Source organism: Cupriavidus sp. 2TAF22, assembly GCF_052115045.1.
Taxonomy (GTDB): Bacteria; Pseudomonadota; Gammaproteobacteria; order Burkholderiales; family Burkholderiaceae; genus Cupriavidus.
The window spans coordinates 58,107-83,464 of the sequence record NZ_JBFRFX010000011.1 but is presented as its reverse complement, the minus strand read 5'-3'; the positions used below and the strand labels follow the sequence as shown (position 1 = coordinate 83,464).

The window sequence follows — 25,358 nt, the reverse complement described above, 5'->3', positions numbered from 1 at the left end:
CGGCGCCGCGCGCCGGTGTCCTGCTTATTCGTCCACCGACACGCCGGCGGCCTTGACGACTTTCTCCCAGCGGACCTTCTCCGCCAGCGAGAAGGCCTGGAACTCGGCCGCGGGTTTCGGATCCGGATCGGCGCCGGCGGTCACCAGCGCTTCGCGGAAATCGGGCCGGGCCGAGGCGGCCATGATGATGTCGCTCAGGCGGGTCACGATCTCGCGCGGCGTGCGGGCCGGCGCGAACACGCCAAACCATGAGCCGGTGATAAAGCCCGGCAACCCGGCTTCCTCCATGGTGGGCACCTTGGGCAGCGCGCTCATGCGGTGCGCTCCGGTGACCGCCAGCGCCTTGAGCTTGCCGGCCTTGACGAAGGGCAGCGAGGTCGGCGCGTTGTCGAACATCAGCTGCACCTGGCCGCCCATCAGGTCGGTCACCGCAGGGGCGCTGCCTTTGTAGGGCACGTGCACCATCGAGACACCGGTCATGACCTTGTACAGCTCGCCCGACAGGTGGATCGAAGTGCCGGTGCCGGACGAGGCAAAGGTGGTCTTGCCGTTGGCCTGCTTGACGTACTGGGTGAGTTCCTTGACGTTGTTGGCGGGCACGCCGGGATTGACCACGAGGATATTCGGCACCGAGGCGATCATCGCCACCGCGGCGAAGTCCTTGACCGTGTCATAGGGCATCTTGCGGTAGAAGCTGGCGTTGATGGCGTTGGTACCGACCGTGCCCATCAGCAGCGTATAGCCGTCCGGGGCGGACTTGGCGACCATGTCGGCGCCGATATTGCCCGATGCGCCGGGACGGTTCTCCACCACCACCGGCTGTCCGAGCGCCTTTTGCAGGTCGCGCGCGACCAGGCGCGCCACGATGTCGGTATTGCCGCCGGCGGTGAACGGCACGATCAGGCGGATCGGCTTGGACGGCCAGGTCTCGGCCTGCGCGGGCAGCACGCCGCAGACGGTGGTGGCGGCCAGCGCGGCCAGGGCCAGCAGCATCGGGCGGCGGCCGCGCTTGAGCTTCGCATCTTGCATCTATGTCTCCTCTTGACCTAGTTGATTCTGTCGATCTTGGTGATCTTGTTTTTTTCGGGCTTGCCGGGCTTTCTTCGTTGCTCAGTACTGCGCGTCGGGCGGCGGCAGCAGCCGGCCCGGGTTCATCAGGCCGTGCGGGTCCAGTGCGTGCTTGATCTTCTGCATCAGGGCCATCTCGACCGCGGACTTGTAGTGCGCGTTCTTGTCGACCTTGAGCTGGCCGATGCCGTGCTCGGCCGAGAGCGAGCCGCGCACGCGATCCACAGCCTCATACACCAGCGCGCTGATGGCCGCGCCGCTGGCCTGCACGAATGGCGCCTGCGGCACGCCGCGCGGCGCACTGACGTTGTAATGCAGGTTGCCGTCGCCGAGGTGGCCGAAGGCCAGTACGCGTGCGCCCGGATGGGCCGCCACGATCTCGGCGCTGGTACGCTCGATGAACGTCGCGATGGCCGAGATGGGCACCGAGATATCGTGCTTGATGTTGTCGCCCCCATCCATCGACTGCGCCTCGGGCAAATGGTGGCGGATGCGCCAGAGCCCGTCGGACTGCGCCAGCGAGGCGGCGATGGCGGCGTCCGCCACGATGCCGGCTTCGAACGCTTCTTCCATCAGCTCGCCGAAGGCCTGCGTGGCGTGCCCCTCGCTGTGCGGATCGCTGCTTTCAAGCAGCACGTACCACGGATGGTCCTGGTCGAACGGTGCGCGGCAGTCGGGAAAATACTGCGCCACCAGCGCCATGCAGGCGCCGCTCATCAGTTCGAAGGCGGTCAGCGTGGCGGCCAGGCGGCGCTGGGCCAGTTCAAGCAGGCGCAGCGCCGCGTGCGGGTCGCTCACGGCGGCCAGCGCGGTCATGCGCGCGGCCGGACGCGGATAGAGCTTCAGGGTGGCGGCGGTGATCACGCCGAGCGTGCCTTCCGCGCCGATGAAGAGCTGCTTCAGGTCGTAGCCGGTGTTGTCCTTGCGCAGGCCGCGCAGGCCGTCCCAGATCTCGCCGTCGGGCGTCACCACTTCCAGGCCCAGGCACAGCTCGCGCGTGTTGCCGTAACGCAGCACCTGCACGCCGCCGGCATTGCTGGCGAGGTTGCCGCCGATGGTGCAACTGCCTTCGGCGCCGAGCGACAGCGGATACAGGCGGTCCGCCTCCTGCGCTGCCTGCTGGACATTGGCCAGGATGCAGCCGGCCTCGGCGGTCAGCGTGTTGTTGAGCGGATCGATGTCGCGGATGCGGTTCAGCCGGGCGGTGGACAGCACCAGGGCACGACCGTCGCCATCGGGTACCGCGCCCCCCACCATGCCGGTATTGCCGCCCTGCGGCACCAGCGGCACGCCAAGCGCCGCGCACCACCGCACGATGGCCGCCACGTCTGCCGTCGTATCCGGTTGCGCCACGGCCAGCGCGCGGCCGGTGAAGTTGCGGCGCCAGTCGGTCAGGAAGGGCGCGGTGTCGTCGGGCGCGGTCAGCAGGCGGCCGGAGAACCGGCTGCGCAGGCCGTCCAGCGTGGCTTCGGTCATGCTGTGTCTCCTGTTTCTCGTCGTCTGTCTTATGTGATGCGTCTTATGTGATGCGTCTTGTATCTTCGGTCTTCGGTCTTCGGTCTTATGTCTTTTGCAGGTCCGGGGACCGCTGGCCGGGAGCGCTCTCGCGGCCAGGCAGCGCCGCCGTCCTCAACCCGCGATGCGCATGGCCGGCGTGATCTGGCGCGGGTCGGTCGTCAGCTCGAGCACCGCCGGCTTGCCTGCCGCCCGGGCCCGCTCGAATGCCGCGGCGAAGTCTTCCGTGCGCGTCACGCGCTCGGCCCAGGCGCCGCAGGACTGCGCCATCGCCACGAAATCCGGGCTGGGAATATCGGTGCCGCTGACGCGGCCCGGATAGCGTTTTTCCTGGTGCATGCGGATGGTGCCGTACATGCCGTTGTTGACCAGCACCACGATCAGGTTGGCGCCGTAGGCGGCGGCCGTGGCGATCTCCTGTGGGTACATCAGGAAGCAGCCGTCGCCGGCAAAGCACACCACCGTGCGCTGCGGGTCGCGCAGCTTGGCGGCGATGGCCGCGGGCAGGCCGTAGCCCATGGCGCCGCAAGTCGGCGCGAGCTCCGTGCGCGGCTGGCGGTAGGCATAGTAGCGGTGCAGCCAGACCGTGTAGTTGCCCGCGCCGTTGCTGAGCACGGCATCGGCCGGCAGGGTCTGGTTGAGATGATCGACCACGGCGGTCATGTCCACGCCACTGAGTTCCGGGTGCGGCTTGCCCGGCATGACGAAGGCTATGTGCGCGGCGCGCGCGGCGCCGGTCCAGTCGCCCCAGGCCACGCTCGCGGGTGCCGGCAGCGCGGCCAGCATGGCGGCGCCGGGCCCGATGCCGGCCTGGATGGCCAGTTCGGGCTGGTAGACGCGGCCAAGCTCGGCGCTGTCGGCATGCACATGGATCAGGCGCTGACGCGGCGTGGGCACATCCAGCAGGGTGTAGCCGTCGGTGGCGATATCGCCCAGGCGCGTGCCGAAGGCGAGGATGACGTCGGCGGTGCGCACGCGCTCGGCCAGCGCGGGATTCACCCCCAGGCTCAGGTGACCCACATAGTGCGGATCGCGGTTGTCGAACACGTCCTGGCGGCGGAACGCGCATGCCACCGGCAGGTCCCAGCGCTGCACGAAGGCGGCGAAGTCCGCCGCTGCCTGGGCGGTCCAGTTGGCGCCGCCGGCGATCACGAGCGGGCGCTGCGCGCCTGCCAGCAGCGCGCCGAGGGCATCGGCATCGGCCGCGCGCGGCGCGGCTACGGCCGGCTGGTAGGGCGCGGTGTCGGCAACCTCGCACAGGCCGTCCAGCACGTCCTCGGGCAGCGAGATCACCACCGGCCCGGGGCGGCCCGATGTGGCGCAGCGAAACGCGCGCGCCACCAGTTCCGGGATGCGCGCGGGATCCTCGATCTCCACCACCCACTTGGCGATGGAGCCGAACATGGCGCCGTAGTCCACTTCCTGGAATGCCTCGCGCCCCTTGTGGCCGCGCGCGATCTGGCCGACGAACAGCAGCATGGGCGTGGAGTCCTGGGCGGCGATATGCACGCCGATGCTGGCATGGGTGGCGCCCGGGCCGCGCGTGACGAAGCAGATGCCCGGACGGCCGGTGAGCTTGCCGTCGGCCTCGGCCATGTTGGCGGCGGCGCCCTCGTGCTTGCAGACGATCAGGTCGATGGCCGGCTGGTCATGCAGGGCGTCGAGCACGTCGAGGAAGCTCTCGCCCGGCACGCAGAAGATGCGCTCGGCACCATGGATGCGCAGGGCATCCACCAGGACGCGGCCGCCGGTACGGGCAGGCGCGGGGTTAGGGGACGCGGTGGCAGCAGCAGGAGTATTGGTCATGTCGATCTTGAATTGGTGCACTGCAGTCGGTTCGGGGCCTGGCGGCACGGGGGGCCGGTGTTGCGGCGCGGCAAGCAGTGGGCAGCAGCGCGGCGGGCAATGTAGCGATTGTTATGGCCGCCCCGCCTTGCGCGCCTGGCATAAGGCGCATTTCTGCTATGCGTAAAACGCAAGGCTGGACGATCCCGCGCGCGTGTAGATTGTGGCCAAGGCGATCCCGCCCTGCCCCATGCGCCGCCTGCCTGATCATAGCGGTGCGCGGCCGGCAGCGGAAAGGAGGATGCCAGACAACGAAGTCAGGAGACCAGGATATGCCCATGTACCTTCGGCCCCTCCGGCCGGCCCGTTCCCACGCGGCAACCCCGGCCGGCCCGCACCGTGCGCAAACCTTGTGGCGCTGCGCGCTGGGTGCGCTCGGCACCCTCGGCATGCTGGCCATGGCCGGCCCGGCCCATGCGCAGGATGCCTGGCCCACCAAGCCCGTCAACTACGTGGTGCCCTTCGCCGCGGGCGGCACCACCGATGTGCTGGGCCGCCTGATCGGCCAGCGCCTGTCGCAGATGATCGGCCAGCCGGTGGTGGTGGAGAACCGCGCCGGCGCTGGCGGCAATATCGGCTCGGACTATGTCGCCAAGGCCGCGCCGGACGGCTATACGCTGGTCGGCGGCACCATCAGCTCGCACTCGATCAATGTGAGCCTGTATCCCAAGATGCCCTATGACCCGATCAAGGACTTCAAGCCGGTGGCGCTGATCGGCACGCTGCCCAACCTGCTGGTGGTCAACACCAGCAGTCCCTGGAAGAGCGTGCAGGACGTGATCGCCGCGGCCAGGGCCAAGCCGGGCACCGTTTCGTTCGGTTCGGCAGGCAACGGTACCTCCCAGCACCTCGCCGGCGAGCTGTTCTCCACCATGGCGGGCGTGAAGCTGCTCCATGTGCCATACAAAGGCAGCGGACCGGCGGTGCAGGCCCTGCTGGGCAGCCAGGTCGACGTACTGTTCGAGAACAGCGTGGCCGCCATGCCGATGATCCAGGCTGGCAAGTTCCGTGCGCTGGCCACCACGGCGGGCAAGCGCTCGCGCGAACTGCCCGACGTACCGACCATCGCCGAGGCGGGCGGGCCCAGGCTGGCCGGCTACGAGATCGTGTCCTGGCAGGCGGTGTTCGCCCCGGCCGGCACGCCGCAGCCCATCGTCAACCGGCTCGGCGCCGACATCGGCAAGATCATCCAGGAACCGGAGATGCGCGCGCGCTTCGCCACGCTGGGCATCGAGCCGTCCGGCGCGGGCCCGGCGGAACTGGGCGCATTCCAGAAGAGCGAAGTGGCGAAATGGGCAAAGCTGATCAAGAGCGCCGACATCCGGCCAGAATGATGCAGTGGACTGGTTTGTGCATGACTCGCTCCGAATGCCGGGTACCCAAGCGGGGCCCGGCGGCTTATGATGGTGGCCGCACTTGCCTGACCCCTGCCCTGCCGTTGCCTGCGCCGGCCTCCCCCCGCACGCTTATTCACGCTACCTGATCCCATTGATCCCATGAGTGAACACCGTATCCCGACCGCCGCCCTGCACCAGTGGGTGACCGACCTCTGGCTTGCCGCCGGCTCCGACGCGCGCGAAGCCCGCCTGACCGCCGACCATCTGGTCGGCGCCAACCTGTCCGGGCACGATTCGCACGGCGTGGGCATGATCCCCAAGTACGTACTGTCGTGGCTGGGCGAGCAGCTCCAGCTCAACCAGCACGTGAGCGTGGTGCACGAGGCCGGCGGCATCCTCAGCCTGGACGGCAACCGCGGCATGGGCCAGGCGGTGACCGAGGAAGCGATGGCCCTGGCCATCGACCGCGCGCGCGAGCACGGCGTGTGCGTGCTGGGGCTGCGCCGCTCGCACCACCTTGGCCGGGTCGGCCACTGGGCCGAGCAGGCTGCCGCCGCGGGCATGATCTCGATCCACTTCGTCAACGTGTTGTCCAAGCCCATCGTGGCGCCGCATGGCGGCTACGAGGCGCGCTACGGCACCAACCCCTTCACCGTCGGCGTGCCCGTGGCGGGGGCCGAGCCGCTGGTGATGGACTTCGCCACCAGCGCGATCGCGCTGGGCAAGGTGCGCGTGGCCAACAACAAGGGCGTGCAGGTGCCACCGGGCAGCCTGCTGGATGCCGCAGGCCATCCCACCGACGATCCTGCCGTGATGTTCCCGCCCGCTGGCGAAGCGCAGGGCGCGCTGCGCTCCTTCGGCGAACACAAGGGCTATGTGCTGGCGGTGATGTGCGAGCTGCTCGGCGCCGCGGTCACCGGCGGGCATACCATCCGCCCCGAGACGCTGACCCACGAGCATGCGGTCTGGAACAATATGCTGGCCATCGTGTTCGATCCCGCGCGGCTGGGCAGCAGCACCACCTTCGGTCATGAGGTGCAGGCTTTCGTCGACTGGATCCGCTCCTCGCCGCTGCAGCCCGGCACCGACGCCATCTTGCTGCCCGGCGAGCCCGAGCGCGCCTGGCGCCGCGCCCGCGCCGAATTCATTCCCATCGACAGCGGCACGCTGGCGCAACTCGACGACGCCGCGGCCCGCGTGCAGGCCGCGCGCGGCGAATCGCCCGGCGCGCTGTCGCGCCTCGCGGCGCATTGAGCGCAGCGCGCTCCCATCCAGCCAACCATCATCCGGAGCCCCATGCCGCATCTCACCATCGAAATCACCGAAAACACCCGGCTGGCCTGCTCCCAGGAAGAGCTGATGGACCAGGCCAACGCCGCCCTGCTGGATTCCGGCCAGTTCGGCGAGGCGGACATCAAGTCGCGCTGCATCGTGCTGACTTCGTTCCGCCAGGGCACCGAGGCGCGCGAGCGCGCCTTCGTGCACGCGACGCTGCGCATCCTCGACGGCCGCGAGCTGGCGGTGCGGCAGGCGCTCGCCAAGGCGATCTGCGAGGTGATCGCTGAACAGGTTCGCCGCGACCAGTCCGGCGAAGGCGTGCAGGTCAGCGTGGACGTGGTGGAAATGGAACGCGCCAGCTTCGCCAAGCAGGTCGTAGAGGGCAAGTAGCCCCGCACCGCGGGAAAGAACGCAGCACCGATGGCCTCGGGGCCGTGCCGCATGCCTGCCCCCGGGGCGCGCGGCACGGCTGCAACGAAGGGCCACGCAGACAATCAGTGAAGACGCCCACAGGAGACGCAGTGACCGCCACCAGCCAAGCCGCCCCGCACGCCCCCGCCGCCCCGGTGATCCGCCTGCATGCGCAGGACAATGTGCTGATCGCCCGCACCGAGCTCGGCATCGGCATGCCCGTGCCGGGCGAGGCCTTCACCATCCGCAGCCAGGTGCCGGCCGGCTACAAGATCGCCGCGCGCCCGATCGCCAGGGGCGAGCCGATCCTGAAGTACAACACGACGATCGGTTTTGCCGGCGCCGATATCGCGCCGGGCACCCTGGTGTCCGGCCACAATATCGAATTCCGCGAGTTCGACCGCGACTATGCGCACGCGCGCGATTTCGTTCCCGTGGCCATGCTGCCCGAGGCCGAGCAGGCCACCTTCGACGGCATCGTGCGCGACGACGGCCGGGTGGCCACGCGCAACTTCATCGGCGTGGTGGCCACCGTCAACTGCTCCGCCACCGTGGTGCACAAGATCGCCGAGTGGTTCACGCCTGAGCGCCTGGCCGGCTACCCCAATGTGGACGGCGTGGTGGCCTTTGCCCACAGCACCGGCTGCGGCATGGAAATGAGCGGCGAGCCGATGGCCATGCTGCAGCGGACCCTGGCCGGCTATATGCGCCACCCCAACCTGGCCGCGGTGCTGGTGGTGGGACTGGGCTGCGAGCGCAACCAGGTGAATGCCCTGCTCAAGGCAGAAGGGCTGGAAACCGGCCCGCGCCTGCACGCCTTCACCATGCAGGACACCGGCGGCACCCGCAAGACCATCGCCGCCGGCGTGGCCGCGGTGCAGTCACTGCTGCCCGATGCCAACCGCGTGGCGCGCCAGCCCGTGTCGGCCAGCCATCTGAGCATCGGGCTGCAGTGCGGCGGCTCGGACAGCTTCTCTTCGATCACCGCCAACCCGGCACTGGGCGCGGCCATGGATATCCTGGTGCGCCACGGCGGCACCGCGATCCTGTCCGAGACGCCGGAGATCTACGGCGTGGAGCACACGCTGACGCGCCGCGCGGCCAGCCGCGAGGTGGGCGAGAAACTGGTCGAACGCATCCGCTGGTGGAAGGATGTCTACGCCGTCGGCCGCGACGTGCAGATCAACGGCCGCGTGAGCCCGGGCAACCAGGCCGGCGGGCTGGCCAATATCTTCGAGAAATCGCTGGGTTCATCCATGAAAGGCGGCACCGGGCCGCTGATGGGCGTGTACCGCTATGCCGAGCCCATCACGCAGAAGGGCTTTGTCTTCATGGATTCGCCTGGCTTCGACCCGGTTTCCGCTACCGGCCAGATCGCCAGCGGCGCCAACCTGATCTGCTTCACCACCGGCCGCGGCTCGATGTTCGGCGCCAAGCCGGTGCCCTCGCTCAAGCTCGCCACCAATTCGCCGATGTACCGCCGGCTGGAGGAAGACATGGACATCAACTGCGGCGAGATCCTCGACGGCACCGCGACCATCGGGCAGATGGGCGAGCGGATCTTCGCGCAGATTCTCGCCGCGGCCTCGGGGCTGCGCACCAAGAGCGAGCTGCTCGGCCTGGGCGACCACGAATTCGCGCCGTGGCAAATCGGCATCACCGGCTGACGCCCCGCCCGGCGGCCCCCTATCGCACCTACTGATCCAGGAAACATTGCCCTCATGCCATCGCTGCCAAACTCGCTGCTGCCCTCCCCCCTGCCCAACCGCTTCCGCGCCGACATCCTGGCGCGCAAGCGCCTGATCGGCTGCTGGTGCTCGCTGGGCAACGCCACCACCACCGAGATCCTGGGCCTGGCCGGCTTCGACTGGCTGCTGCTCGACGGCGAGCATTCGCCCAACGACGTGCTGACCTTCATCCCGCAGCTGATGGCCCTGCAAGGCAGCGTGAGCGCGCCGGTGGTGCGCCCGCCCGTGAACGACCCGGTGCTGATGAAGCGCCTGCTGGATATCGGCTTCTATAATTTCCTGATCCCGTTCGTGGAAAGCGCCGAGCAGGCCGCGCGCGCGGTCAGCGCCACGCGCTACCCGCCAGCCGGCGTGCGCGGCGTGTCGATGGTCCAGCGCAGCAACCGCTACGGTACCGTGCCGGAGTACTTCAGCCAGATCAACGACAATATCTGCGTGCTGGTGCAGATCGAGAGCCAGAAAGGCGTGGACGCGGTGGAGGCAATCTGCGCGGTGGATGGCGTGGATGGCATATTCATCGGGCCATCCGACCTGGCTGCTGCCTGCGGGCACCTCGGCAACCCGAACCACCCCGAAGTGCAGGCGCAGGTGGCTCGCATCTTCGAGGCCGCCAGGCAGGCCGGCAAGGCCGTGGGTACGCTGACCCCGGTGGAAGCCGACGCGCGCCGCTATCTCGACATGGGCGCGGCCTTCGTGGCGGTGGGCCTGGACCAGAATATCTTCCGCAATGCCACGCAGGCGCTGCGCGACCGCTTCGCCGCCTGAGGCACGGCAACAACCTGACGCTGCGCCGCGCCCCGGCGCGGCGCACATGAAGAGAGGACTGACATGAGCAAGATCGGATTCATCGGACTGGGCGTGATGGGCACGCCGATGGCGCAACACCTGGTCGCCGGCGGCCATACGCTCTACGTGCATTCGCGCAGCGGTGCGCCCAAGGCCCTGCTGGACGCCGGCGCGCAAGCCTGCGCCGATGCCGCCGAGGTGGCACGCCAGAGCGAGATCATTTTCCTGATGCTGCCCGACACGCCCGACGTGGAGYGCGTGCTGTTCGGCGAGAACGGCGTGGCGCAAGGCCTCTCCAAGGGCAAGACGGTGGTCGACATGAGCTCCATCTCGCCCATCGAGACGCGCGTGTTCGCGGGCAAGATCGAGGCGCTGGGCTGCGACTACGTGGACGGCCCGGTATCCGGCGGCGAAGTCGGCGCCAAGGCCGCCACGCTGTCGATCATGGCCGGCGGCAAGCAGGACGTGTACGACCGCGTGCTGCCCTTGCTCAAGCTGATGGGCAAGAACATCACGCTGGTGGGCGCCGTAGGCGACGGCCAGGTAGCCAAGGTCGCCAACCAGGTCATCGTGGCGCTCACCATCGAGGCCGTGGGCGAAGCCCTGGTGCTGGCCGCCAAGGCCGGCGCCGATCCGGCTCGCGTGCGCGAGGCACTGATGGGCGGTTTTGCCAGCTCGCGCATCCTCGAAGTGCACGGCGAGCGCATGATCAAGCGCACCTTCGACCCGGGTTTCCGCATCGAACTGCACCAGAAGGACCTGAACCTGGCGCTGTCCACCGCGCACAAGCTGGGCGTGAGCCTGCCCAATACCGCCTCCTGCCAGCAGCTGTTCAATGTCTGTGGCGCGCTCGGCGGTGCCAAGTGGGACCACTCCGGGCTGGTGCGCGCGCTCGAGCATATGTCCGGCCACGCCATCGGCGACAAGCCGGCCAAGGGCTGATGGCGCGCGCGAAGGGAAAGGCCACGGGTCCCCGATGACAAGCAACGCGCTGAACTCGGAAGACCTGGCCTGCTTCGTCTGCGTGGCCAACACCCAGAGCATCTCGCGGGCGGCGCTGGAGCTGGGGGCCGACCAGTCCACCGTCAGCCGGCAGATCGCGCGCCTGGAAGCCGCGCTGGACACCCGCCTGTTCCACCGCAGCGGACGCGGCGTGGTACTGACCGAAGCCGGGCAGACGCTGATCGTCTACGCGCGCCAGGTCGCATCCACGCTGGCCGAGGCGCGCGAAGCCATCCGCGCATCATCTGCGCAGGGACCCACGCAACTGGTGATCGCCGCGCAGCCCACCATCGCCAATACCGCCTTCGCCAGCATCGGCACCGCGCTCAAGCAGCGCTTTCCCGCCACCAAGGTGCGCTTCGTCGAAGGGCTGGCCAGCCCCGTGCTGGCCTGGCTCGCCGCCGGGGAGATCGACGTGGCGCTGCTCTACCTGCCCGAGCAGCAAGGCGCGCTGAAGGTCGACATCCTGCTCGAGGAAGACCTGACGCTGGTCACGCCGACTTCGTGGAGCCACCTCGGCCCGACCTTTGCCGTGCGCCGGCTCGGCGAAGTGCCGCTGATCCTGCCGAGCACCGGGCACGGCCTGCGCGTGCTGGCGGAATCGCTGGCCGCGCGGGCCGGCACCGCCCTGCAGCTTGCGCTGGAGTGCGATGCATCCAACACGGTATCGATGCGCCTGGTGGAAGACGGCTGCGGCGCCACGCTGCTGCCGTTTGCCGCGGTGGCCGACCGTGTGGCGCAGGGGCGCCTGCACTCCGCCCGCCTGGTCGATCCCGTGGTGACGCGCCAGGTGGCGCTGGCCACGGCACGCAACCGGCCGCCCGTGCCGGAACTGTGGGACATCATGCAGACCGTGCGGCAATCGGTACGCAATATCGTGATGTCCGGGGCGTGGCCGGGGGCGCGGTTGATTTGAATCGGCAGGTGCGGTTCGGTGCGGTTCGGTGCGGCGCAGTGCGGTTCAGCCCAGCGCAGCGCAGTGCAACGCAGCCCAGTGAGGGGGCTCCCGCCCCCAGGACCTCTCCGCGCTCTCCATTCCGCTTCTCCCCGCCGATCCTGCTAGCCAGGTGATTGGCGTTTGATAAAAAAACCTGGGCGTTAATTGCGTATTTTTCTCCACAACGCCCCGTCACAAGCGAGTGGCATGGCGGTCCGTCGCCTCAGGACGGCTTGATGTTCTGGTTGTGCCGGAACAGATTTGTCGGGTCGTAGCGCCCCTTCACCTCGGCGAGCCGCGCATAGTTCGGCCCGTAGGCCGCACCGACGCGATCGCCCTCCTCCTGCGTGAGGAAGTTGACGTACACCGTGCCAAGCGAATACGGCGCCGCTGCCGCGAAGACCTCGCGCGACCAGGCCACGCAAGCATCATCGTCCGCCGCGTCGGTCCAGCGGCCGTGCACGTTCATGATGAAGTTCGCGTCGCGGTTGGCATAGGCCGTGGCATCCGCCGCCACGCGGTTGGTCTGCCCGCCCATGGCGCCGATGAAGATCTCGGTATGGGGCGATGGCAGCTTGCCGACATAGTCGGTGAGCAGCGTGATCAGGCCATCGTCGAGCCCGGCGAAGTTATGCGATTTCCAGTAGTTGCGCGCGCCCGGCGTCAGCAGCGGATCGAACGCCTGCTGCCAGGAAGCGAAGGGCATGGGCCCCACATGCTCGCCATAGGGCGTGCCGAGCTGCCGCAGCGGCGCGACCAGTTGCGGGCCGTTCTCCACCGGACCGACATAGCAGATGGCCAGCGCGACAATGGGCTTGCCGTGCGTCTCCGGCGGCAGGAACGGCAGCGGCGGCGCCTGCCGCAGCACCGCCCACACGGTCAGATCGTCGGGCATGCCGGCAAAGCGGTCGCGCAATGCCTGCAGCACGGTACCAGCCTGCTCCAGCGGGTAGACGATGAGCCCGCCGTAGATCTCGGGCCCGACCGGGTGGAGGGCGAACTCGAACATCGTCACCACGCCGAAGTTGCCGCCGCCGCCACGGATGGCCCAGAACAGGTCGGCATGCTCGCCCGCGCTGGCACGCAGCATCTTGCCGTCGGCCGTCACCACGTGCGCGCCGGTGAGGTTGTCGACCGTGGTACCGAATTTGCGGCTGATCCAGCCGAAGCCACCGCCGAGGGTCAGGCCGGCCACGCCGGTGGTCGAATTGATGCCGAGCGGCGTGGCCAGGCCGAAGGCCTGCGCTTCGTGGTCGAAGTCAGCGAGGGTGGCGCCGGGCTCGACATAGGCGCGTTGCGCGACGGGGTCGATCCTGACCGACTTCATGGCGGAGAGGTCCAGTGTGATGCCGCCGTCGCACACCGCATGGCCGCCGATATTGTGGCCGCCGGAGCGTATCGAAAGCAGCGCACCCTGGTCGCGCGCGAACGCCACGGTGGCCATGACATCGGCCGCGCCCGCGGCCTTGACGATCAGCGCGGGACGCCGGTCGATCATCGCATTCCAGATCTGGCGGGCCTCGTCGTAGCCCGCCTCGCCCGGCAGCAGTGCCCGGCCCCGCAATTTCGCCCTCAATCCTTCCACCAGTTCACTGGACAGGTCAGCCATGATGCACCTCGCGACGTGATTCCCCGATTCAGGAAATAGCCGCGTGGCCGGCGAACGTGCGCGAAGCGTGCCCTGCTCCGGCTCCGGCATGGCGAACTGAAGGGGAAAAGCGCTGGAGGCGGGCGGGGTCTTTTTGTAAGGGCTTGCGCGGCGTTTCTTGGCAACAGGTCGTGCACTTGTGCGGCCAGGCGGAGAACAGAACCATCCTCATTTAAGGTGGGCGCCGGGCCAATGTAAAGGCATCCGGGACCGGTGTCCCGGATGATGCCCTTGAAGATGTGCCGCGCGCCCGGCTTCAGGTCACCGGCGCCGGATTGAACAGCACCAGCGCATTGTGCAGCTTGTGGTGCTCGGCCCAGGTCTTCCTGCGTCCACTTGCCACGTCCAGCATCAGGCGGAACAGTTCCCAGCCCACGTCTTCGATGGTGGCCTCGCCGGTGGCGATGCGCCCCGCGTTGACGTCCATCAGGTCGTGCCAGCGGCGCGCGAGATCGCTGCGCGTGGCGACCTTGATGACCGGCACCTCGGCCAGGCCGTAGGGCGTGCCGCGGCCCGTGGTGAATACGTGCAGGTTCATGCCCGCGGCCAGCTGCAGCGTGCCGCAGATGAAGTCGCTGGCGGGCGTGGCCGCGTAGATCAAACCCTTTTGCTTGAGCTTCTCGCCGGGCGACAGCACACCGGTGATGGCGGTGCTGCCTGACTTGACGATCGAGCCCATCGCCTTTTCCACGATATTGGAAAGGCCGCCTTTCTTGTTGCCGGGCGTGGTGTTGGCGCTGCGGTCGACACGGCCTTTTTCCAGGTAGCGGTCGTACCAGTCCATCTCGCGGATCATGGCTTGCGCCACTTCGGGCGTGGCGGCGCGYGCGGTGAGCTGGTCGATGCCGTCGCGCACCTCGGTCACTTCGGAGAACATCACCGTCGCGCCGGCCCGCACCAGCAGGTCGGTGGCAAACCCTACCGCCGGGTTGGCGGTAACGCCGGAGAAGGCATCGCTGCCGCCGCATTGCACGCCCACCACCAGCTCGGACGCCGGGCAGGTCTCGCGGCGGCGCTGGTCCAGCCTGGCGAGATGGGTATGCGCCATGGCCATGATGGAGTCGATCATGCTCTCGAAGCCGACGTGCGCATCGTCCTGCAGGCATACCACGCCAACCTCCACGCTGCCGGCGCCGGTCTGCACGGGCATGGTGCCGGCCGGCATCAGTCGCTCGGGCTGCAGCTTCTCGCAGCCCAGGCTCACCATCATCGCGGTACCGCCGAAGTTGGGGTTGAGCGCGATATTGCGCAGCGTGCGGATCGGCACGATGGCGTCCGGCGCGTCGATGGCGACGCCGCAGCCATAGGTGTGCTCCAGGCCGATCACATCGTCCACGTTGGGATACTTCGGCAGCAGCTCTGCCTTGATGCGGCGCACGGCATGCTCCACCACGCCCGCCACGCACTGCACGGTGGTGGTGATGGCCAGGATATTGCGCGTGCCCACCGAGCCGTCCGGATTGCGGAAGCCTTCGAACGTATAGCCTTCGAGCGGCGGCAGCGGCGCCGCGGCGCGGGTGCCGATAGGCAGGTCGTGCAACTCGGGAGCCACCGGCATCTCGGTCACGCGTTCGTTGATCCAGCTGCCCCTGGGCAGGTCGCGCAGCGCATAGCCGATCACCACGTTGTAGCGCACCACGGCGTCGCCGGCCTTGAGGTCCGACAGCGCCACCTTGTGGCCCTGCGGCACGCGCTCGCGCAGGGTCAGCCCGCACGGGAACACCGTGCCTTCGGGCAGGCCGCCGTCATTGGCGACAATGGCCACGTTGTCCTGCTCGTGGATGCGGATGTACAGCGGGGTGCCCTGCACCTGCGCGCTCGCCTGCGCGGCGCCTTGCTGTTCTACTTTGATATCGATGACCGACATGACTTTCTTCCTTGCCAGATACTTGCCGCGCCCCGCTCAGGGGTGCTTGAGTTCAACGCGCTTGATTTCCTTGACGATCACCAGGTAGCTGATCACGGTCACCAGCGCATTGGCGCCGACGAAGACCAGCGCGCCGTTGAACGAACCCGTGGTGCCAAGGATATAGCCGATCACGATCGGCGTGACGATGCCGGCAATATTGCCGAACATATTGAAAATGCTGCCGGCCAGGCCGATCACTTCCTTCGGCGCCGTATCCGCCACCACCGCCCAGCCCAGCGCGCCGATGCCCTTGCCGAAGAAGGCCAGCGCCATGAAGCCCACCACCAGCCACTCGCTGTCCACATAATTGCAGGCCACCATGCTGACCGAGAGCAGCATGCCGGCGACGATCGGCACCTTGCGCGCCACCGTCAGCGAGTAGCCGCGGCGCAGGAACATATCCGAGATCACACCGCCCAGCACGCCGCCGAGGAAGCCGCAAATGGCCGGCAGCGACGCCACGAAGCCAGCCTTGAGGATCGACATGCCGCGTGCCTGCACCAGGTAGACCGGGAACCAGGTCAGGAAGAAGTACGTCAGCACGTTGATGCAGTACTGGCCCAGGTACACACCCAGCAGCATGCGGTTGGACAACAGCTGCTTCACATAGAACCAGCGCGCGCCGGCCGGCTCTTTTGCCTTTGCCTTGCCGGCATCGCCGCTCATCTCGATCAGCCCGCCGCCTTGCGCGATATAGTCGAGCTCGGCGCGGTTCACCGACGGATGCGTGGCCGGGCTGCGCACGACCTTGAGCCACAGGCCCGCCAGCACCATGCCGAGCACGCCCATCCACATATAGACATGGTGCCAGCCGAGCGCATGCGTGAGCCATGCCATCAGCGGCGTGAACAGCACCGCGGCAAAGTACTGGGCGGAATTGAAGATGGCCGACGCCGTGCCGCGCTCGGCCGTGGGGAACCAGCTCGCCACGACCTTGGCATTGGCCGGGAAGGCGGGCGACTCAGCCAGGCCCACGGCAAAACGCAGCACGAACAGCGTGGTGACGGCCGCGCCGACCGTGGCGAAGACGCCGAGGAAGCCCTGCAGCAAGGTAAACAGCGACCACAGGAAGATGCTGCAGGCATAGATGCGACGCGCGCCGAAACGGTCAAGCAGCCAGCCGCCCGGGATCTGCGCCATCACATAAGCCCAGCTGAAGGCAGAAAAGATAAAGCCCATCTGCATGGCGTCGAAGCCGAACTCCTGGCGCATGGCCGGGCCCGTGATGGAAAGCGTGGCGCGGTCGGCGTAGTTCACCGTGGTCACCACGAAGATCATCAGCAGGATCCAGTAACGGACATTGCTGCGGCGGGTGGCCGCTCCGGCCACGCTTAAGGTATTGCTGAGATTCATGGGGTCTCCGGCAGGGCCGGCAGCGCGAAGAAAAGCCCAACCATCCGGTGCGGGCCATCTCGGGCCTGCTGCCGGCCTCGTGATATGTCATCGTATGACCGGAATTATAAGCACGGGGTTCAGCCATGCTGCTCAGTGTTTACCCGAGGAAAGCTGGATTAGCGGATCGGAGGCCTGATCGAAGGCCTGGCCCGCGCCGAGGCGCGCGGCCCGGAACTCGAACGCTTCCGGGAAGCCTTACCGCACAAGGCTTTCAGCCAGCTTTCACCGCCCTGCACAGGACTGCCGGCCTGCCGTGCGACTGCCCGCCCCCAGCCGCAAGCTACTAGCGACCGCCGCCGTCCCCGTGCCCTCATCTTTGCAAATGAACGTCCCAGGTGACAAATCCACTTGCACAAATCCAATCTCAGTTGTACGATGACATATCTCAAGGATGTGCGACCCGCCGGGAAGCACTCGGAGCCAACTGACCTAACCCTTGCCCTTGCGGCGCTCAGGACCAGCCATCATGACCACACCACAAGAACTCAAGCAGATCGTCTCGGAAGGCCTGCTTTCCTTCCCCGTGACCGACTTCGACGCGCAAGGCAACTTCCGTCCCGACACCTATGTCGAGCGCCTCGAATGGCTGGCTCCCTACGGCGCCACGGCGTTGTTCGCCGCGGGCGGTACCGGCGAATTCTTCTCGCTGACCCCGGACGACTATTCCAATGTGATCCGCACCGCGGTGGAGACCTGCGCCGGCAAGGTACCCATCCTGGCGGGCGCGGGCGGCCCGACCCGCATGGCTATCGCCTATGCCAAGGAAGCACAGCGCCTGGGTGCCAAGGGCATCCTGCTGCTGCCGCATTACCTGACCGAAGCCTGCCAGGACGGCATTGCCAACCATATCGAGGAAGTCTGCAAGTCGGTCAGCATCGGCGTGATCGTCTACAACCGCGGCAACTCGCGCATCAATGCGGAGATGCTGGAACGCCTGGCCGACCGCTGCCCCAACCTGATCGGCTTCAAGGACGGCGTGGGCGAGATCGAGCACATGGTGCGCATCCGCCGCAAGCTGGGCGACCGCCTGTCCTACCTGGGTGGCCTGCCGACCGCGGAAGTCTATGCTGCCGCCTACAAGGCGCTGGGCGTGCCGGTGTACTCCTCGGCGGTGTTCAACTTCATCCCCAAGACGGCGATGGACTTCTACCGCGCCGTCGCAGCCGACGACCACGCCACCACCAACCGCCTGATCGACGAGTTCTTCCTGCCGTACCTGGATATCCGCAACCGCCGCGCCGGCTACGCCGTGAGCATCGTCAAGGCCGGCGCCAAGCTGGTCGGGCATGATGCGGGTCCGGTGCGCGCGCCGCTGACGGACCTGGACGAGCAGGAACTCGCGCTGCTCGACGCGCTGATCAAGAAGCTGGGTCCGCAGTAAAGGGACCATCCGGCGGGCCGTCCACGGTCCGCCGGCTCTCTTCGTCGGAACCTGTCCGGGTTCCGGCAATTGCAATTCCTCCCGTTTCCCTCCCCTCTTCCGTCTCCCCCTTCCCGCCAGCCCAGTTGCCGGCCTGGCTCTCCAGCCGTGCCCGGATGAAATCCATCAGCGTGCGCGTGGCCAGCGTCGGAAAGCGATTGGGCGCGGTCAGCATATAGATGCTGTCGCCCACGCCTTCGGGTTCGTACTGCGGCAGCACTTCGACCAGCTCGCCGCGCGCGATCTGGCGCCACACGGCGTAGCGCGGCAGCAAGGCGATGCCGAGCCCGCCCGTTACCGTCTCGACCAGGAAGGGATAGTCGCCCGACTGGATACGCGGCGCGACGCGCAGCATCAGCTGCGTGCCGGCCATCTTCAGCTTGAGGTCGAAGCGCCGGCCCAGGGAGGCGGGCGCGATCAGGTCGCAGCGGGCCAGGTCTTCGGCGCTGCCTGCCGGACCGTGCCGCGCGAGGAACTCCGATGACGCGCACAGGCACCAGCCCACCGCGCAGATCCTGCGGGCCACATGGTCGTCCGGGGGCTGCGAGGTGATCTTGAGCGCCACGTCCACTTCCGCGGAAACCAGGTCACCGATGTAGTCATTGATCAGCACCCGCAGCGAGATCGCCGGGAACTGCCGCGCGAAGTCCAGCAGCACCTGCGCCAGATAGAGATGGCCCAGGCCCGTTGGCAGGCGGATGCGCACGTCGCCCCGCACGCTCTGGCCCAGGCTGTCGATGGAGGCGCCCGCGGCCTGCAGTTCGTCCAGCATGCGCACGCCGTGGCCATAGAGCAGGCGGCCAGCCTCGGTCAGTTCGACATGCCGGGTAGTGCGGCGCATCAGTTGCGCGCCCATATGCTGCTCCAGCGCCTTGAGGCGCCGCGAAACGTTGGAGCGGGTCATGCCGCCACGCGCGGCGGCGGCCGTGAGGGTCTTCGATTCGACCAGCGTGACAAACAGCCGGATCAGGTTCAGGTCGAGTTGCCCGAGAGTATTGTCAATCATGAATCAACACGGATGGCACAGTTTGGCGGATTGTTACGGCGGGAGCTACGCCTTAGCATAAGCCATCCCCAGCCACCTGACGATTCCCGGCGCGATAACGATGGCCCAGACACAACTCACGCAAACCGCTCCCTCCTCCGCACCGCCTTCGGCCGCGCTTGCCGACCTGCCGTTTGCCGGCCTGCGCGTGCTCGACATCAGCCAGGGCATTGCCGGGCCGTACTGCGCGCATATCCTGTGGCAACAGGGCGCCGAGGTCATCAAGGTCGATCCGCCCGCGGGCGACTGGGGCCGGCATGTCGGCGTGGTGCGCGGCGACCACAGCGCGCTGTCGGTGGCCTACAACGGCGGCAAGCGCGGCGTCTGCATCGATGCCGCGACCGACGCCGGCAAGGCCTTGCTGTTCGACCTCGCCCTGCAGGCGGACGTGGTGGTGCAGAACTTCCGGCCGCGGGTGGCCGAGCGCCTGGGCGTGGGCTATGCCGCGCTGGCCGCGCGCCATCCTGCGCTGGTCTACGTCTCCATCAGCGGCTACGGCGCCGATGGCCCCTATGCGGAGCACCCCGCCTCGGACTCGGTCATGCAGGCCGACAGCGGCCTGATGTTCACCAACCGCCTTGCCGACGGTACGCCGCGCCGCATCGGCATGCTGCTGGCCGATGCCGCTACCGGCCTCTACGCGGCGCAGGCCTGCGCCGCCGCCCTGTGCCGGCGCTTCCGCACGGCGGGCACCGGCGCCCATGTGGAACTGAGCCTGTTCGACGCCTGCTGTGCCTTGCAGGCCAACAATATCCTCGAATACGCCATCCAGGGCACGGCGGCGGCCGGTCCGGTCAGTGCGCCCAACGGCGTGTTCTCCACCCGCGACGGCAACCTCACCCTGCTCGCCCTCAATAATGCGCAGTTCGGCCGGCTCTGCCAGGCGCTCGGCCAGCCCGGCTGGGCGGCGGACCCGCGCTTTGCCGACAATGCCAGTCGCATGGCCCATGCCGGCTGGCTGCGCGACGCGGTGGCGGCTTGCCTGGCCCGCGAAAGCACGGCGCACTGGCTCGGCGTGTTCCAGGCGCACGATGTCCTCCACGCGCCGGTGCGCGACCACCGGCAGGTGCTGGACCATCCGCAGGCAGTGCAGCAGGGCACCTTCCAGCAGATCGACCAGCCGGGCCTCGGCATGCTGCCGTTCGCCGGCATTCCCGCCAGGAGCCTGCGCCGGCTGGCCGGCGCCGCGCCTCGCATCGGCGAGCACACCGAGGCCGTGCTGCGGGAATGGGGCGTGACCCAGGATCATCTCGACCGCTACCTGGCTGCCGGCGTGGTGCGGCAGGCGGCGCCGGCAACGGGCACCGAAGCATGATGCGCGCCCTGCTCTGCGACCAGTTCGGCGCGCCGGAAGACGTGCGCGTGGCGGACATTCCCGCACCCGAGGCCATCGACCCGCATGCGGTGGTGATGGCCGTGGACTATGCCAGCGTCAGCCACGCCACCGGCCTGATGGTGGCCGGGCGCTACCAGACCAGGCCGCCGCTGCCCTTCGTGCCGGGCACCGAGGCGGTGGGCCGCGTGGTCGCCTGCGGCACGGCCGTGACACGCTTGCGCCCCGGCGACCGCGTGGTGGCGATTGCCGACTGGGGCTGTTTTGCCGAACAGGTGTGCCTGCCCGAATACACGGTCTACCCCATACCAGATGAAGTCGACGCGCTGCAGGCGCTGCCGGTCCCGCTGTCCTACGGCACCGCCTACTGCGGCCTGGTATGGCGCTGCGCGCTGCAGCCCGGCGAAACCGTGCTGGTACTGGGCGCCGGTGCCGGCGTCGGCCTGGCGGCGGTGGAGATCGCCCGCGAGCTCGGCGCGCAGGTGATTGCCTGCGCCAGCACCGAGGCCAAGCGCGAGGAAGCGCTGCGGCGCGGTGCGGCGCACGCGCTTGCCCCCGAAGACCTGGCGGCGGCCGTCAAGCGCGTGACGGGCGGACGCGGCGCCGACGTGGTGGTCGACCCGGTGGGCGGCGATCTGTTCGATCAGGCGCTGCGAGCGGCCGCGCCCAATGCGCGGCTGCTCAGCATCGGCTTCGCCAGCGGGCGCATCCCGCAGGCACCGCTGAACCTCATGCTGGTCAAGAACCTGACCCTGCACGGCTTTTTCGTCGGCCGCTATATCGGCTGGACGCCGGCCAACGAACGCGCGCAGCACGCGCCCGCCTTGCAGGCGGTGATGCAGACGCTGTACGCCTGGGCCGGTGCAGGAAAGATACGCCCGACCGTATCGAAGGTATTCCCGATGACCGGGCTGGCCGAGGCGCTGCACGCGCTCGAAGCCCGCCAGGTCGTTGGCAAAGTCGCTATAAGAATCAAGGAGACAGAAACATGCAGAGCCGCATCGAGCCATCCCAGCCTTCCCAACCCCACGCGCCCCGCCGGGCCGTGATCCGGCTAGCGCTGCTGGCGGGCGCCGCCACGGCCGTCGCCGCCCTCGGCGCGGCCCCCGCGCGCGCCGCCGACGACTACCCACAGCGTCCGATCCGCATGGTCCTGCCCTATCCCCCGGGCGGCCCCACCGACCTGCTGGCCCGCGTGGTCGCCGTCAGGATGGGCGACACGCTGGGCCAGACCGTGGTGGTCGACAACAAGCCCGGCGCGAGCGGCATGATCGGCGCCGAGGGCGTGGCCAAGGCCACGCCGGACGGCTATACGCTGCTTGCCAACGCCTCCCTGCACGTGATCAACCCGAGCATCTACGCCAAGATGCGCTACGACGCCTTCCGCGATTTCGTGCCCGTCACGCAGCTGGCGGACGTACCGCTGGTGCTGGTGGTCAACAACGACTCGCCGGTCAAGACCGTGCGCGACCTGATCGCCTATGCCAAGGCACGCAACGGCAGCCTCAACTTCGGCTCAGCCGGCAATGCCTCGGCCCAGCAACTGGCCGGCGAATCGTTCAAGATCGCCGCCCATGTCTCCATGCAGCACGTACCGTACAAGGGCAGCTCGCCCGCGCTGACCGACCTGATGGGCGGACAGATCCAGTTGATGTTCGATTCGATGCCGTCCGCCATGCCCTTTATCAAGGCCGGCAAGCTGCGCGCGGTGGCGGTCACCACGCTCAAGCGCGCACGCGCGCTGCCGGATGTGCCCACGGTGGCCGAATCGGGCCTGCCGGGCTTCAATATCAGCACGTGGTATGGCCTGTGGGCGCCGCGCGGCACGCCCGCCCCGGTGGTGGAAAAACTGGCGGCGAACGCGGCGCAGGCCTTGCGCCAGCCGGATGTGCAACGGCAGTACGCCGACATGGGCGCCGAGCCGGTGGGATCGTCGCCCGCGGAATTTGCCCGCTATACGGTGGCCGAAGGCAACAAGTGGGCGGAGATCGTGCGCAAGTCGGGGGCCCGGGCAGACCAGTAAGGCCCGGCGGGGATCCTGATCCGCGGCGCGGATGGACAGCCCCCTGCCCGGGGCGGGACAATTGCAGCTCCGGTGCCCGCCCCCGCCTCATGAAAACCGTCCCGACCTACTCTCTCTACGGCGTCAACTCGAACGAGCCGCTCCTGGAACAGCTGCATTTCGAGTCGATCCCCGAGCGCAGCGGCGTCAATGACTGGGAAATCAAGCCGCACCGCCACGAGCGTTTTTTCCAGGTGCTGTACGTGCACCAGGGCGGCGGCCGGGCACTGCTCGACGACCGCGAATATCCGCTCGCGAACCGCACCGTGGTAACCGTGCCGCCGCGCTGCGTGCACGGCTTTCGCTTCACCCCGGACGTGGACGGTATCGTCATCACCATGACGGACCATTACCTCCACACCCTGCTGGCCGGCGTGCCGGACACGCTGCCGCTGTTCGAGCGGCCCTATCACGCCAGCTTCGAAGCCGCCGAAGCACGCCCCGGCGAGAATGCGAGCGACGCCACCGTGCTGGCCGGGGCGCTTGGCCTGTTTCGCGCGGAGATGAATACGGTCTCGCTGTGGCGCGGTGCCGCGCTGTCGGCACTGCTGTCGCTGCTGCTGGTCGGTATCGCCCGCCGGATCTCCGTAGCGGGCGAGGCCAGCGCGCAGCCTGCAGGCCGCACCGCGCGCCACTTCCAGCAATTCCAGCAACTGGTGGAAGCGCGTTTCCGCCAGCACCAGGACCTCGCCGGCTACGCCGCCACGCTTGGCATCTCGCCTACCCAGCTCAACCRCATCTGCCAGCAACTGGCCGGGCGCAGCGCACTGCAATTGATTCACTCGCGCCTGGTGGTGGAAGCACAGCGTGACCTGCTCTACAGCGATCTCGACATCAAGCAGATCGCCTCCACGCTGGGTTTTTCCGATGCGGCGTATTTCGCGCGCTTCTTCGCCCGGCAGGTCGGGCAGACGCCGACGGCATTCCGGCAGCACGGCCGCGCGCGGCTGCCGGCGCCGCAGGCGAGCGGCAGCTAGCCGCCAGCGGCGTGGCCTGGCGCCGGATCAGAGCGAGAAACTGTCCGAACGCGCCAGCGGCCAGTACTTCTCGTAGAGCTGGTAGCGGAAGTTGCCGTTGAGCAGATCGCCCGGCGTGAGGAACTTCAGCAGCTCGGACATCAGCCGCACTTCGTTGGGCGAGATACGGCGCACGATATGGTGCGGCTTGAGGTCGCCCGGATGCTGCAGGCCCGCCGCCTGCAGCAGTTCCTGCAGCGCGTGCAGCGTCTGACGGTGGAAATTGGCCACGCGCTGGGCCTTGTCCGGCACCACGATGGCGCGCTGACGCACCGGGTCTTGCGTGGCCACGCCGACCGGGCAGCGGTCGGTATGGCATTTCTGGGCCTGCACGCAGCCCAGCGCGAACATGAATCCACGCGCGGAATTGCACCAGTCGGCACCGGTGGCGAGCGTGCGGGCCACGTCGAACGCGGTGATGATCTTGCCGCTGGCACCGACGCGGATCTTGTCGCGCAGGTTCACGCCGACCAGCGTGTTGTGGACCAGCAGCAAACCCTCCTGCAGCGGCACGCCGATGTGATCGACGAACTCCAGCGGCGCCGCGCCGGTGCCGCCTTCGGCTCCGTCCACCACGATGAAGTCCGGCAGGATGCCGGATTCCAGCATGGCCTTGACGATGCCGAAGAATTCCCATGGGTGGCCGATGCAGAGCTTGAAGCCGGTCGGCTTGCCGCCGGACAGGTTGCGCAGGCGGTCGACGAACTGCAACAGGCCCAGCGGCGTGGAGAATTCGCTGTGCGTGGCCGGCGAGATGCAGTCCTCGCCCATGGCGATGCCGCGCGTGGCGGCGATCTCCGGCGTCACCTTGGCCGCCGGCAGCACGCCGCCATGGCCGGGCTTGGCGCCCTGCGAGAGCTTGACCTCGATCATCCTGACCTGCGGCGAGCGGGCCTGCTCGGCGAACTTGTCGGGATCGAAGCCCCCGTCGGCGCGGCGGCAGCCGAAGTAGCCGGACGCCACCTCCCAGATCAGGTCGCCGCCCTCGGCGCGGTGATAGGGCGAGATCGAACCTTCGCCGGTGTCGTGGATGAAGCCGCCGATCTTCGCGCCGCGGTTGAGCGAGCGGATGGCGTTGCCAGACAGCGCGCCGAAGCTCATGGCCGAAACGTTGAACACCGACAACGAATACGGCTGAGCCCGGCCTTCGCCCACGGTGATGCGGAAGTCCGCGGAAGGGATGCGGGTGGGCGCGAGCGAGTGGCTGATCCATTCATGCCCGGCCACGCGCACATCGATCTCGGTGCCGAAGGGGCGGCTATCCACCTCGTTCTTGGCGCGCTGGTAGACCAGGCTGCGCTGCTGGCGCGAGAACGGCATTTCGTGCGTGTCGTCCTCGATGAAGTACTGGCGGATTTCCGGGCGGATGAATTCGAAGAAGAAACGCAGGTGGCCCCAGATCGGGTAGTTGCGCAGGATGGAGTGGCGCGACTGGCCGATATCGTGCAACCCGATCAACAGCAGTGCAACCGGTGCGGCAACCCAGGCAGGCGAGATGCGGTGCACGGCAGCGAAGGTGGCAAGCGCGAGCAAGACCAGCGCGGATAGCCAGACCGCGCCGTAACGACGAGAAAACATGGATGCTCCTTGGGGCCGGCCAGGC

20 protein-coding genes are annotated in these 25,358 nt (G+C 68.1%); 12 read left to right on the top strand and 8 right to left on the bottom strand.

Annotated elements, in window-relative coordinates; all coding sequences use genetic code 11:
- Positions 1 to 24: 24 nt before the first annotated feature.
- The 3 genes from AB4Z48_RS15115 to AB4Z48_RS15105 all read right to left on the bottom strand — a co-directional run bounded on the left by AB4Z48_RS15115 (position 25) and on the right by AB4Z48_RS15105 (position 4,389).
- Entirely contained in the window at positions 25 to 1,029 is a 1,005-nt protein-coding gene (locus AB4Z48_RS15115; RefSeq protein WP_441615243.1) for a Bug family tripartite tricarboxylate transporter substrate binding protein, read from the bottom strand.
- Between the two features lie 81 nt (positions 1,030 to 1,110).
- Positions 1,111 to 2,544, bottom strand: a complete 1,434-nt coding sequence (locus tag AB4Z48_RS15110) for an FAD-binding oxidoreductase (protein ID WP_441615242.1) — start codon at positions 2,542 to 2,544, stop codon at positions 1,111 to 1,113.
- 153 nt (positions 2,545 to 2,697) lie between these two features.
- Complete coding sequence (locus AB4Z48_RS15105) at positions 2,698 to 4,389, bottom strand: thiamine pyrophosphate-binding protein (RefSeq protein WP_441615240.1); 1,692 nt, start codon at positions 4,387 to 4,389, stop codon at positions 2,698 to 2,700.
- A gap of 428 nt (positions 4,390 to 4,817) precedes the next feature.
- On the opposite strand from AB4Z48_RS15105, the gene AB4Z48_RS15100 reads away from it, so the two are divergent.
- The 7 genes from AB4Z48_RS15100 to AB4Z48_RS15070 all read left to right on the top strand — a co-directional run bounded on the left by AB4Z48_RS15100 (position 4,818) and on the right by AB4Z48_RS15070 (position 11,906).
- Positions 4,818 to 5,762: a Bug family tripartite tricarboxylate transporter substrate binding protein gene (locus tag AB4Z48_RS15100; protein ID WP_441615426.1), complete on the top strand. Its 945-nt coding sequence runs from the start codon at positions 4,818 to 4,820 to the stop codon at positions 5,760 to 5,762.
- A gap of 162 nt (positions 5,763 to 5,924) precedes the next feature.
- Positions 5,925 to 7,019 carry a malate/lactate/ureidoglycolate dehydrogenase gene (locus AB4Z48_RS15095; RefSeq protein WP_441615239.1) on the top strand — a complete coding sequence of 365 codons (1,095 nt, stop codon included), beginning with the start codon at positions 5,925 to 5,927 and terminating at the stop codon, positions 7,017 to 7,019.
- A gap of 42 nt (positions 7,020 to 7,061) precedes the next feature.
- Complete coding sequence (locus tag AB4Z48_RS15090; protein ID WP_441615237.1) at positions 7,062 to 7,433, top strand: 5-carboxymethyl-2-hydroxymuconate Delta-isomerase; 372 nt, start codon at positions 7,062 to 7,064, stop codon at positions 7,431 to 7,433.
- Between the two features lie 131 nt (positions 7,434 to 7,564).
- The gene (locus tag AB4Z48_RS15085; protein WP_441615235.1) at positions 7,565 to 9,121 is read left to right on the top strand and encodes a UxaA family hydrolase; all 1,557 of its coding nucleotides are present in this window, start codon (positions 7,565 to 7,567) and stop codon (positions 9,119 to 9,121) included.
- A gap of 54 nt (positions 9,122 to 9,175) precedes the next feature.
- The gene (gene garL, locus AB4Z48_RS15080) at positions 9,176 to 9,967 is read left to right on the top strand and encodes a 2-dehydro-3-deoxyglucarate aldolase (RefSeq protein ID WP_441615233.1); all 792 of its coding nucleotides are present in this window, start codon (positions 9,176 to 9,178) and stop codon (positions 9,965 to 9,967) included.
- 63 nt (positions 9,968 to 10,030) lie between these two features.
- The gene (locus AB4Z48_RS15075) at positions 10,031 to 10,930 is read left to right on the top strand and encodes a 2-hydroxy-3-oxopropionate reductase (protein ID WP_441615231.1); all 900 of its coding nucleotides are present in this window, start codon (positions 10,031 to 10,033) and stop codon (positions 10,928 to 10,930) included.
- 34 nt (positions 10,931 to 10,964) lie between these two features.
- Positions 10,965 to 11,906: a LysR family transcriptional regulator gene (locus AB4Z48_RS15070; protein WP_441615229.1), complete on the top strand. Its 942-nt coding sequence runs from the start codon at positions 10,965 to 10,967 to the stop codon at positions 11,904 to 11,906.
- Positions 11,907 to 12,150: 244 nt separating this feature from the next.
- On the opposite strand, the gene AB4Z48_RS15065 is transcribed toward AB4Z48_RS15070, so the two are convergent.
- From AB4Z48_RS15065 to AB4Z48_RS15055, 3 genes are all read right to left on the bottom strand, one after another.
- A complete protein-coding gene (locus tag AB4Z48_RS15065; protein ID WP_441615227.1) occupies positions 12,151 to 13,536 on the bottom strand; it encodes an FAD-binding oxidoreductase in 1,386 nt (461 codons plus the stop codon).
- A gap of 295 nt (positions 13,537 to 13,831) precedes the next feature.
- Entirely contained in the window at positions 13,832 to 15,385 is a 1,554-nt protein-coding gene (garD, locus tag AB4Z48_RS15060; RefSeq protein WP_441615425.1) for a galactarate dehydratase, read from the bottom strand.
- 93 nt (positions 15,386 to 15,478) lie between these two features.
- Entirely contained in the window at positions 15,479 to 16,837 is a 1,359-nt protein-coding gene (locus AB4Z48_RS15055) for an MFS transporter (protein ID WP_441615225.1), read from the bottom strand.
- A 508-nt stretch (positions 16,838 to 17,345) separates the two neighbouring features.
- On the opposite strand from AB4Z48_RS15055, the gene kdgD reads away from it, so the two are divergent.
- Positions 17,346 to 18,260 carry a 5-dehydro-4-deoxyglucarate dehydratase gene (gene kdgD, locus AB4Z48_RS15050; RefSeq protein ID WP_441615223.1) on the top strand — a complete coding sequence of 305 codons (915 nt, stop codon included), beginning with the start codon at positions 17,346 to 17,348 and terminating at the stop codon, positions 18,258 to 18,260.
- On the opposite strand, the gene AB4Z48_RS15045 is transcribed toward kdgD, so the two are convergent.
- Complete coding sequence (locus AB4Z48_RS15045; RefSeq protein ID WP_441615221.1) at positions 18,238 to 19,305, bottom strand: LysR family transcriptional regulator; 1,068 nt, start codon at positions 19,303 to 19,305, stop codon at positions 18,238 to 18,240. The genes kdgD and AB4Z48_RS15045 overlap by 23 nt on opposite strands.
- A gap of 100 nt (positions 19,306 to 19,405) precedes the next feature.
- Here AB4Z48_RS15045 and AB4Z48_RS15040 point away from each other — a divergent pair, with 100 nt between their 5' ends.
- From AB4Z48_RS15040 to AB4Z48_RS15025, 4 genes are all read left to right on the top strand, one after another.
- Positions 19,406 to 20,659, top strand: a complete 1,254-nt coding sequence (locus tag AB4Z48_RS15040; RefSeq protein ID WP_441615219.1) for a CaiB/BaiF CoA transferase family protein — start codon at positions 19,406 to 19,408, stop codon at positions 20,657 to 20,659.
- Positions 20,659 to 21,726: an NADPH:quinone oxidoreductase family protein gene (locus AB4Z48_RS15035; protein ID WP_441615424.1), complete on the top strand. Its 1,068-nt coding sequence runs from the start codon at positions 20,659 to 20,661 to the stop codon at positions 21,724 to 21,726. The genes AB4Z48_RS15040 and AB4Z48_RS15035 overlap by 1 nt, the downstream gene beginning before the upstream one ends.
- The gene (locus AB4Z48_RS15030; RefSeq protein WP_441615217.1) at positions 21,666 to 22,700 is read left to right on the top strand and encodes a tripartite tricarboxylate transporter substrate binding protein; all 1,035 of its coding nucleotides are present in this window, start codon (positions 21,666 to 21,668) and stop codon (positions 22,698 to 22,700) included. The genes AB4Z48_RS15035 and AB4Z48_RS15030 overlap by 61 nt, the downstream gene beginning before the upstream one ends.
- Before the next feature lie 89 nt (positions 22,701 to 22,789).
- Complete coding sequence (locus AB4Z48_RS15025; protein ID WP_441615215.1) at positions 22,790 to 23,716, top strand: helix-turn-helix domain-containing protein; 927 nt, start codon at positions 22,790 to 22,792, stop codon at positions 23,714 to 23,716.
- A 27-nt stretch (positions 23,717 to 23,743) separates the two neighbouring features.
- Here the strand turns inward: AB4Z48_RS15025 and AB4Z48_RS15020 are convergent, their stop codons facing one another.
- Complete coding sequence (locus tag AB4Z48_RS15020) at positions 23,744 to 25,333, bottom strand: FMN-binding glutamate synthase family protein (protein ID WP_441615213.1); 1,590 nt, start codon at positions 25,331 to 25,333, stop codon at positions 23,744 to 23,746.
- Between the last annotated feature and the right edge of the window lie 25 nt (positions 25,334 to 25,358).